Below are 8,579 nucleotides of genomic sequence, written 5' to 3' on the forward strand. Positions count from 1 at the left end.
TGGCCAACGAGCCCGAGCTGCTCATCTGCGACGAGCCCACCACGGCGCTCGACGTCACCGTGCAGAAGCAGATGCTGGAGCTGATCGCCGAGGTCGCGCCCGCGCTGCTGTTCATCACCCACGACCTCGCCGTCGTCGCCTCCGTCTGCGAGCGGGTCCTGGTCATGTACGGGGGACGCGTCGTCGAGAGCGGCCCCATCCGCGAGGTCTTCACCAACCCCCGCCACCGCTACACCGAGGGCCTGCTGGCCGCCTCCAAGCTCACCCCGCGCGGCACCCGGCTGCCCACCATCAAGGGCAGCGTGCCACCGGCCGGGCAGTTCCCCGACGGCTGCGTCTTCAGGAACCGCTGCCCGCACGCCACCACCAAGTGCGACGACGTACCGGCGCTGACAGGAGACGGCCATGCCTTCGCATGCTGGCACCCCGCTGATTGAGGCCCAGAACGTCAGCCGCGTCTACCACCGGCCCCGCACCTCGCTCACCAAGCCGGGCGCCGCCGTGCAGGCGCTCAAGGAGGTCTCCCTCACGGTGGGGAGGGGCGAGCGGTACGGCATCGTCGGCGAGTCCGGCTCGGGCAAGTCGACGCTGCTGCGCCTGCTCTGCGGCCTCGACCAGCCGACCAGCGGATCCATCCGCTTCGACGGCCAGGAGATCGCCGGCAGGCCGGAGCGGCGGCTGCGCTTCCTCCGGGAGAACCTCCAGATCGTCTTCCAGGACCCGATGAGCTCGCTCGACCCCCGCATGCGCGTGCGCGACCTCGTCGCCGAGCCGCTCGTCGCCCTCGGACTGCCGGTCGGCGACCGCGTGGCCGAGCTGCTGGAGGGGGTCGGGCTGCCCGCGTCGGCCGCCGGCCGGTACCCGCACCAGTTCTCCGGCGGGCAGCGGCAGCGCATCGCCATCGCCCGCGCGCTCGCGCCCCGGCCGAAGGTGCTGGTCGCCGACGAGCCGGTGAGCGCCCTGGACGTGTCCGTGCGCGGGCAGATACTCAACCTGCTGGCCGACCTCGTGGACGAGCTGGGGCTCACGCTCGTGTTCGTCTCGCACGACCTGTCCGTGGTGCGGCACGTGTGCGAGACGGTCGCGGTCATGAGCCACGGGGAGATCGTGGAGAACGGGCCGGTGGACGAGGTCTGGGCCGCGCCCGCCCACCCCTACACGCGTACGTTGCTGCAGGCCGTACCGACTCTGGAGGGATTGTTTTGATCGACGTCGATGCCGACGGAGTGGTGGAGTTCACCCAGGCGTTGGTGCGGATCCCCAGCACCAACGACCCCGGGCGGCGTGAGCGGGCCGCCGCCGAGCTGGTGGCGGCCAAGATGCGGGAATGGGGCTGGGAACCCACCGTGTACGAGGTCGAGCCCGACCGGCCCAACGTGGTGGCCGTGGTCGAGGGCGGCGGCGGTGACGGTCCGACGCTGATGTTCGAGGGCCACACGGACGTGGTGACCGAGGGCGACCTGTCCACCTGGACCGTGGACCCGTTCGGCGGGGAGATCAGCGACGGGAAGTTGTGGGGGCGGGGCAGCGCCGACATGAAGTCCGGCCTGGCCGCCACCCTCTACGCCACCCGGGCGCTGCAGCTGGCTGGACCGTTCCCCGGGCGGATCAAGGTGTGCGCGCTGGCCGACGAGGAAGGCCTCATGATCGGCGCTCACCACTTCGTCTCCGAGGGGCTCACCGCCGACGTGGACGGCGCGATCGTGGCCGAGCCCGAGGCGGGCGAGATCTGCGCGGTGGCCAAGGGGGCGCTGCGGTTGCGGGTGGACTTCGCCGGCAAGATGGCGCACGGCGCGATGCCGCAGCACGGCCGCAACCCCCTTCCGGCGGTGGGCTCGCTGCTGGTGGGGCTGCGGTCGCTGCAGGAGGAGCTGCAGGGCAACCATCCGGCGCACGAGCACCTCGGCGAGGTGTACGTCACGCCGACCGTGCTGCAAGCCGGATCCGAGGAGCAGGTCAACGTGATCCCGGCGGTCGCGTCGGTGTTCGTGGACGTGCGGACGATCCCCGGGGTCGAGCACAAGCTGATCGCCGACCGGGTGGCCTCGCTGGCCTCCTACGACGGGATCGCGGCCGAGGTGTCGGTGCTGGTGGACCGGCCGCCGGTGAACGTGCCCGTGTCCGACCCGGTGGTGGCCTCGCTGGCCGCCGCCCACCGTTCCGTCACCGGCGCGGAGCCGGTCTACGGCGGGGTGCCCGGGTCCACGGACGGGACCGTGCTGACGCACTGGGGCGGGATCCCCTCGGTCGTGTACGGGCCCGGCGGGAAGTGGATCGCGCACCAGGCGGACGAGTTCGTGGAGGTCGCCGAGATCGTCCAGTGCACCCGCGTCTTCGCCGAGGCGGCCCGGCGGTTCCTGAACGGTGACTTCTGATGCGTCCCGGGCCCTCCAACTCGCTCGTCGACGTGGCCGGCCTCCGGGTCGGCCACGCGCAGCGGGTCGGGGGCGGCTACCTCACGGGCACCACCGTCGTCCTGGCCCCTCCCTCAGGGGCAGTGGCGGGGGTTGACGTCCGGGGCGCCGCGCCTGGGACTCGCGAGACGGAGCTGCTGGATCCGCGCAACCTCGTGTCGCGTGTCCATGCCGTGGTGCTGACCGGCGGGAGCGCGTACGGGCTGTCGGCGGCCTGCGGGGTGGTGGACCGGCTGGCCGACGCGGGCATCGGGTACCCGGTGGCCGGCGGCGTGGTGCCCATCGTCCCTGCCGCGGTCATCTTCGACCTCGGGCGCGGTGGCACGTTCCGCGCCGTCCCGGACGCGTCCCTGGGCACGGCCGCCTACGACGCCGCCGCACCCTTCCCTCTGGGAACCGCGACCCCGGACGGTCAGGTGGACGCTCTCCCGCCGTTGGCGGCCGGCGTCCCCTTGGGGAGGAGAAAGAGGAAGGGGCCTCTGCACGGCGGGTCGCCGGACGGCGCCGGGGGGCTCTCCGACAAGACGGCGAGTGGGTCGATCGGAGCGGGCACCGGGGCACGGGCGGGTGGCCTGGCCGGTGGGGTGGGGACGGCGAGCGTCGTGCTCCCGGACGGCACCACTGTGGCCGCCCTCGTCGTCGCCAACCCCGTGGGCTCGGTCCTCGACCCCCGGGACGGCACCGTCGCGGGCGCCAGGTACGGCCTCCCCGGCGAGTTCGACCATCTCCAACCCCCACGCCAGGCGGAGCTCGACGCCTGGCATCCCGAGAACGCCCCGTCGTTCAACACCACCATCGGCGTGGTGGCCACCGACCTCACCCTCACCAAGGCCCAGTGCGGCAAGCTCGCCGCGGTCGCCCACGACGGCCTGGCCAGGGCGATCAGACCGGCCCACACCATGACCGACGGCGACACGATCTTCGGCCTGGCCACCTGCGCCCGCCCCGAGCCCGGCCACGACACCCTCCAAGAGGTCCTGGCCGCCGGAGCCGACGTGTTCAGCCGCGCCATCGCGCACGCCGTCCTCGCCGCCACCGGTCGCGAGGACGCGCCCGCGTACCTCGACGTGTTCCCCAGCGCTCTACGGAAGCAGTCATGACCATCGACATCGCATGGCCGTCCGGCCTGCCCATCGGCGACGGATGGGTGGAAACGGCGGAGACCGACGACATCACCTTCCCCTACGACGGCTCCCTGGTGGCCGAGGCCCCGAGGGGCACGAAGGCCCTCGCCGAACGCGCCCTGGAAGAGGCGCTCGCCGTGGCGCCCGCCATGGCGGCGCTGCCGTCGCATGCCCGCCGCGCCGCCCTCATGAAGGCCCACGACGCCGTCGAGGCCAACCGCGAGGAGTTCGAGCGCCTGCTGGTGCTCGAGACCGGCAAGCCCCTGGCCGACTGCAAGGTCGAGGTCGCCAGGACGCTCGTCACCCTCGTCACGGCCGCCGAGGAGGTGGCCAGGCTGCACGGCGAGACCGTGCCGCTCGACCTCCTGCCCTCGGGCGAGGGCCTGATCGGGTTCTGGACGCGCCGCCCGATCGGGGTGGTCGTCGGGATCACCGGCTTCAACTACCCCCTGCTCCTCGCCGCCCACAAGATCGCCCCCGCCGTGGCCGCGGGCTGCCCCGTCATCGTCAAGCCCGCCCCCACGACGCCGCTGGCCACGCTCTGGCTGGCGCACCTCATCCGTTCGGCGAACGCGCTCCCCCCGCAAGCCGTCCAGCTCGTCACCGGGGACGTCGAGGTCGGCCGGACGCTGGTGGAGGACCGGCGGATCGGCGCGGTCTCGTTCACCGGCTCGGCCGCCGCCGGACACGCCATCGCCCGCAACGCCGCCCCCACGAAGGTCCTGCTGGAGCTGGGGTCGAACGCAGCGCTCGTCGTGGCGGCCGACGCCGACCTGGAGGCCGCCGCCGACGCCGTCGTGCGCGGTGGCTACTACGCCTCCGGCCAGGCGTGCATCTCCGTCCAGCGGGTGCTGGTCGAGGAGCCCGTACGCGAGCGGTTCGTGTCCCTGCTGGCCGAGCGGGTCAAGAACGTCACCGTCGGCGACCCCCGCCTGCCGGAGACCCGCGTCGCCCCGCTGATCGACCAGGCCGCCACCGACCGCGTCCTGGAATGGATCTCCGAGTCGGGAGGCGAGCCGGTCACGGGCGGGCACCGCGAGGGCCGGGCCATCGCCCCGACCGTGCTCGCCGGCGTCGGCGACGGGGCCGCCGCCTGGGACGAGGAGATCTTCGGGCCCGTGGTGGTCGTGCGCTCGGTGCCCGACCTCGACGCCGCCTTCGCCGCCGTGAACCGGTCCAGGTACGGCCTGCACGCGGCGGTCTTCACCCGGTCGCTGGCCACGGCCTTCGCCGCGATCGAGCGGATCGAGGCGGGGGGAGTGGTGGTCAACGAGGTGCCGGGGTTCAGGGCGGACAACATGCCGTACGGCGGCGTGAAGGACTCCGGCATCGGGCGCGAGGGGCCGCGGTTCGCCATCGAGGAGCTGACCGTGACCAGAATGGCGATCATCCGGCCCTCATAGCTCCGAGCCTTCGTGCCGGGCCAGGGTCACCCGGTCGCGCACGGTCGTGGAATCCGGGACCGTGCACGACCACCGTTCTGCGGCTGCCTAGTTGGGCGGGTCGAAGCGGCCGTCCACGGCCGTCCAGCCGCCGTCCACGTACAGCACGGAGCCGGTCACGAAGCTCGCCGCGTCGCTCGCCAGGTAGACCACCGCCCCGGCCATCTCCTCCGCCCTCGCCCACCGGCCGAGGGCGCTCTTGGCGGCGTACGCGTCGTACCAGCCGGGGTTGTCCTTGATCTGCTTGGTCAGCGGCGTCTCCACGACGCCGGGCGCGATGGCGTTGACCCGCACGCCGTGCGGCCCGAACTCGGCGGCGGCCGTGCGCAGCAGCTGCACGAGACCCGCCTTGGTGGCCGAGTAGACGCTCTGCCCGGGCTCGGTCACGGACGCGCGGATCGACGCGAACCCGATGATCGACCCGCGCTCCCGCTCGACCATGCCCGCCCCGAACGCGCGCACCACGTCGAACGAGGCCCGCAGGTTCAGGCCCACCACCCGGTCGAACTCCTCGCCGGAGTAGTCGAGCAGCCGCTTGCGGACGTTCGTGGCAGCGGTGAACACCAGCACGTCGGCGGGCTCCTCCTCGGCCGCCCTGCGCACCTCCGCGGCGTCCAGCACGTCGAGCAGCCGGGCGGCCCCACCGCATGCGGCCGCGGTCTTCTCCGCCGAGTCCAGATCGCGGTCGGCGCACACCACCGAAGCCCCATGGGCGGCCAGCGCCAGCGCCGCCTCCCTGCCGATCCCGCTTCCTGCCCCGATCACCACGGCCCGCCGCCCATCCAGGCGGAACAGTGCGTCATATCCCATGGAGGCACCCTAGCGACTGGTCCGACCAGTACACCAGGTTGGGGTCAGCGGGTCTCCCAGTCGGCGCGCGTCAGCTCGTACTCCACCTCGCCGTGCTCGGTGCCCGGCAGTGGCTCGTCCCATTCCAGGTGGAACGTGCGGGTGTGCTGCAGCCCGCTCTTCTCCATGACCCGCCGCGACCGCACGTTCACGGCCATCGTCTGGGCGTAGACCCGGCGCGCGCCCAGCTCACGGAACGCCTTGTCGACCAGTGCGAGCGAGCCCTCGGTCCCGTACCCCTTGCCCCAGGCGGACTTGTGCAGCCGGTAGCCCAGCTCCGGCTCGTCGTCCGGCTCGTCCTTGCGTGCCCGCAGGTGGAACCAGCCGAGGAACGTTCCCGACGGCTTCTCGACGGCCACGAAGAAGCCGTGCGTGATGAACCAGGGCAGCGTCTCCTCGACGATCTCCTCGCGCGGCGTGGGCTTGCCGCCGTTGAGGAACTCCATGACCTCCGGGTCGTTGTGGAGCGCGAAGAGGTCGTCGGCGTCGGACTCGGTGAAGCGGCGCAGGATCAGCCGCTCGGTCTCCAGGTAGATGTCCACCAGCAGAACGCTAGACAGCCGGAGGCGGCGGTTCGACAGGTTTTTCGCCCTGACGACCTGGCCACCCTGGACCACGACTGCTCATAGCGCGGACGGCGGCGACCAGCTCCGGCATGGTCCCGACGCTCGGCCCGGGCTCGGGGCCGGTGTCGTCGCTGCGGAAGAGCAGGGTACGCATGCCCAGCGAGCGCGCCGGCGCCAGGTTCGCGGGGCGGTCGTCGACGAACAGCACCTCCCCTGCGGGCAGTCTCAGCGCGTCGAGCACCGCGCGGTAGGGGGCCGGGTCGGGTTTGCGGGCCCCGAGGTCCGAGCTGATGAACCAGCGCCGGATGCGCCGGTCCAGGCCGAAGCGGCGGCGCAGGATGGCCGACCAGGCGGCCGTGTCGTTGCTCAGGCACGCCGGCTCCAGCCCGTCGCCCGCCAGCGCGTCGAGCGCCTCGCGCGTGCCCTCCGTGAGCGCGTGCTCCCGGCAGTAGTGCTCGTCGCGCGCCGCCAGCCCGAGCGCCGACCAGAACTCCTCCGTGGTCAGGCGCCCCAGCGTCGCCGCCCGGTACGCCGCACGGATCTCCTCCTCCGGCGCCCCGCACCCCTGAGCCCGCAGGTAGGGGATCAGCACCCGCCCCTGCACGTTCCCGTACCGGTACAGGACGCCCATAGCGTCGAAGAGGACCACCTTCACGCGCACCGAGGCTACCGGGGACGGTGGAGGCGAGGGTCTATGTGGATCTTCGGGGCGCCGCCCCATTCCGGGCGCCGTTCCCCGGCCAGCACCATGGCCGCCTCGTCCAGCGAGACGGTGGCCGCGACCAGGGGCCGGGGATCGACCTGGCCGGACGCGTACAGGTCGGTGGCCCCTGCCAGGCCGCCGGACGCGCTGAGGATTCCGACGGCCGTGACGTCCTTCAGCACGAGCCGCCGCGTGTCGACCGGGCTGAGGTCCGCCGACAGCCCGATGAAGACCACGTGCCGTCCCGGCTCGACGACCTCCAGGGCGAGGGCGGGGGAGCCGGGGCCGTTCGAGGCGTCGATCACCGCGTCGAACGGCTCTGAGGGCGGGGTCGTCCAGGTGCGGGGGAAGCCCAGCGAGCGGGCGAAGTCCAGCGAGCGCTCCGTGAGGCCGAGGAGGTGGACCTCCACGCCCTGCGCCGCCGCGATCAGGGCTGCCAGCAGCCCGATCGTGCCCGGCCCGATGACCAGCAGTCGCTCGCCGGGCGCCAGGGCGGCGGCGCGTACGGCCCTCAGCGCGTTCCCGCCCGGCTCCACCAGCGCGCCGAGCGCGGCATCGACCGTGCCGGGCAGTGGCTGGAGCGCGCGGGCGGGCACCGGCAGGTGTTCGGCCAGCGCGCCGGGCCAGCCGTGGCGGACGCCGATCTCGTACCGGCCGGCGCACAGATGTTGCCTGCCCGCCCCGCAGCGCGTGCACCGCCCGCACCCCAGCATCGTGTCTCCGGTGACGCGGCGGCCCAGCCAGGCGGGATCCACGCCGTCGCCGACCTCGCGCACGATCCCGGCCCATTCGTGGCCGATCCGTACGGGATAACGCGCCTCTCCCGTGCTCAGGTACGTCATCGCGCCCGAGTAGAACTCCATGTCCGTGCCGCACACCCCGGCCCGCTCGACCTCGACCACCACCTCGCCCTCGTGCGGTGCGGGCGGCTCGACCTCCTGGACCTCCGCACGTCCCGGACCTGTGATGACGAAGGCGCGCATGGCGGCAGACGCTAACAGCAGCGACCCCGCCGCGTCGACGGCGTCGCGATCCTCCCTGGTGCAATGTGGGAAGGAACCTCAAAGTTGCCACAGTCCGACTGAGAGGACCCATCATGCACGCGAGCGTCGGTGACATCCTGATCGTCCACGGTCACATCGTCGGTCAGGGAGACAGGAAGGGCCAGATCATCGAGGTCCGGGGCGAGAACGGGGCGCCGCCGTTCTTCGTCCGGTTCGACGACGGGCATGAAGAGCTCGTCTACCCGGGACCCGACGCCGTGGTCCACCCGCCCGAGCCCTCATAGCCGAGCGACCTGAGCGCTCCGGCCGCGCTGCCGGCCGAGCCGATGGCGATCTCGTTGCCGTCCCCGTCGCGGGCGGTGGCGATGACCCGTTCCCAGGGATCAAGGGCCAGGGTGATGGTGTGGCCGGCCCGCAGGAGCGCGTCGGGGTCCGCCCGGCGTCGCGGAGCCGGCCTGTCGAGCAGGCGGCGGGCCG

At 72.9% G+C, this 8,579-nt stretch carries 11 protein-coding genes; 6 read left to right on the plus strand and 5 right to left on the minus strand.

What is annotated here, in order from left to right; genetic code table 11:
- The 5 genes from AB0J09_RS47405 to AB0J09_RS47425 form a co-directional block, all read left to right on the plus strand.
- On the plus strand, positions 1-437 hold a 437-nt coding region (locus AB0J09_RS47405; RefSeq protein WP_360706841.1), incomplete at its 5' end, for an oligopeptide/dipeptide ABC transporter ATP-binding protein.
- On the plus strand, positions 406-1,206 hold the full coding sequence (locus AB0J09_RS47410) for an ATP-binding cassette domain-containing protein (RefSeq protein WP_360706844.1): 801 nt from the start codon (positions 406-408) through the stop codon (positions 1,204-1,206). The genes AB0J09_RS47405 and AB0J09_RS47410, both read left to right, overlap by 32 nt.
- Positions 1,203-2,375: a M20 family metallopeptidase gene (locus AB0J09_RS47415; protein WP_360706847.1), complete on the plus strand. Its 1,173-nt coding sequence runs from the start codon at positions 1,203-1,205 to the stop codon at positions 2,373-2,375. Before AB0J09_RS47410 ends, AB0J09_RS47415 begins: the two co-directional genes overlap by 4 nt.
- Complete coding sequence (locus AB0J09_RS47420) at positions 2,375-3,514, plus strand: P1 family peptidase (RefSeq protein ID WP_360706850.1); 1,140 nt, start codon at positions 2,375-2,377, stop codon at positions 3,512-3,514. Before AB0J09_RS47415 ends, AB0J09_RS47420 begins: the two co-directional genes overlap by 1 nt.
- A complete protein-coding gene (locus AB0J09_RS47425; protein ID WP_360706853.1) occupies positions 3,511-4,941 on the plus strand; it encodes an aldehyde dehydrogenase family protein in 1,431 nt (476 codons plus the stop codon). The genes AB0J09_RS47420 and AB0J09_RS47425 overlap by 4 nt, the downstream gene beginning before the upstream one ends.
- 87 nt (positions 4,942-5,028) lie before the next feature.
- Here the strand turns inward: AB0J09_RS47425 and AB0J09_RS47430 are convergent, their stop codons facing one another.
- The 4 genes from AB0J09_RS47430 to AB0J09_RS47445 are packed head-to-tail and all read right to left on the minus strand — an operon-like array spanning position 5,029 to position 8,081.
- Positions 5,029-5,790 carry an SDR family NAD(P)-dependent oxidoreductase gene (locus AB0J09_RS47430; RefSeq protein ID WP_360706856.1) on the minus strand — a complete coding sequence of 254 codons (762 nt, stop codon included), beginning with the start codon at positions 5,788-5,790 and terminating at the stop codon, positions 5,029-5,031.
- 44 nt (positions 5,791-5,834) lie between these two features.
- Positions 5,835-6,371, minus strand: coding sequence for a GNAT family N-acetyltransferase (locus AB0J09_RS47435; protein WP_360706859.1), 537 nt, complete (start codon positions 6,369-6,371; stop codon positions 5,835-5,837).
- Between the two features lie 10 nt (positions 6,372-6,381).
- The gene (locus tag AB0J09_RS47440; RefSeq protein ID WP_360706862.1) at positions 6,382-7,050 is read right to left on the minus strand and encodes an HAD-IA family hydrolase; all 669 of its coding nucleotides are present in this window, start codon (positions 7,048-7,050) and stop codon (positions 6,382-6,384) included.
- Positions 7,051-7,061: 11 nt separating this feature from the next.
- Entirely contained in the window at positions 7,062-8,081 is a 1,020-nt protein-coding gene (locus tag AB0J09_RS47445; protein WP_360706865.1) for an alcohol dehydrogenase catalytic domain-containing protein, read from the minus strand.
- A gap of 113 nt (positions 8,082-8,194) precedes the next feature.
- Between AB0J09_RS47445 and AB0J09_RS47450 the strand changes: the two genes are divergently transcribed.
- Positions 8,195-8,386, plus strand: coding sequence for a DUF1918 domain-containing protein (locus AB0J09_RS47450; RefSeq protein ID WP_360706868.1), 192 nt, complete (start codon positions 8,195-8,197; stop codon positions 8,384-8,386).
- On the opposite strand, the gene AB0J09_RS47455 is transcribed toward AB0J09_RS47450, so the two are convergent.
- Positions 8,341-8,579: hypothetical protein (locus AB0J09_RS47455; protein ID WP_360706871.1), on the minus strand; the 239-nt coding region annotated here is incomplete at its 5' end. The genes AB0J09_RS47450 and AB0J09_RS47455 overlap by 46 nt on opposite strands.

It is taken from the genome of Nonomuraea sp. NPDC049784 (assembly GCF_040659615.1).
Taxonomy (GTDB): Bacteria; Actinomycetota; Actinomycetes; order Streptosporangiales; family Streptosporangiaceae; genus Nonomuraea.

Coding starts and splice junctions, on each gene's coding strand:
- AB0J09_RS47445 (WP_360706865.1), bottom strand. CDS start 8,081: ATGCGCGCCTTCGTCATCACAGGTCCGGGACGTGCGGAGGTCCAGGAG.
- AB0J09_RS47420 (WP_360706850.1), top strand. CDS start 2,375: ATGCGTCCCGGGCCCTCCAACTCGCTCGTCGACGTGGCCGGCCTCCGG.
- AB0J09_RS47425 (WP_360706853.1), top strand. CDS start 3,511: ATGACCATCGACATCGCATGGCCGTCCGGCCTGCCCATCGGCGACGGA.
- AB0J09_RS47410 (WP_360706844.1), top strand. CDS start 406: ATGCCTTCGCATGCTGGCACCCCGCTGATTGAGGCCCAGAACGTCAGC.
- AB0J09_RS47450 (WP_360706868.1), top strand. CDS start 8,195: ATGCACGCGAGCGTCGGTGACATCCTGATCGTCCACGGTCACATCGTC.
- AB0J09_RS47430 (WP_360706856.1), bottom strand. CDS start 5,790: ATGGGATATGACGCACTGTTCCGCCTGGATGGGCGGCGGGCCGTGGTG.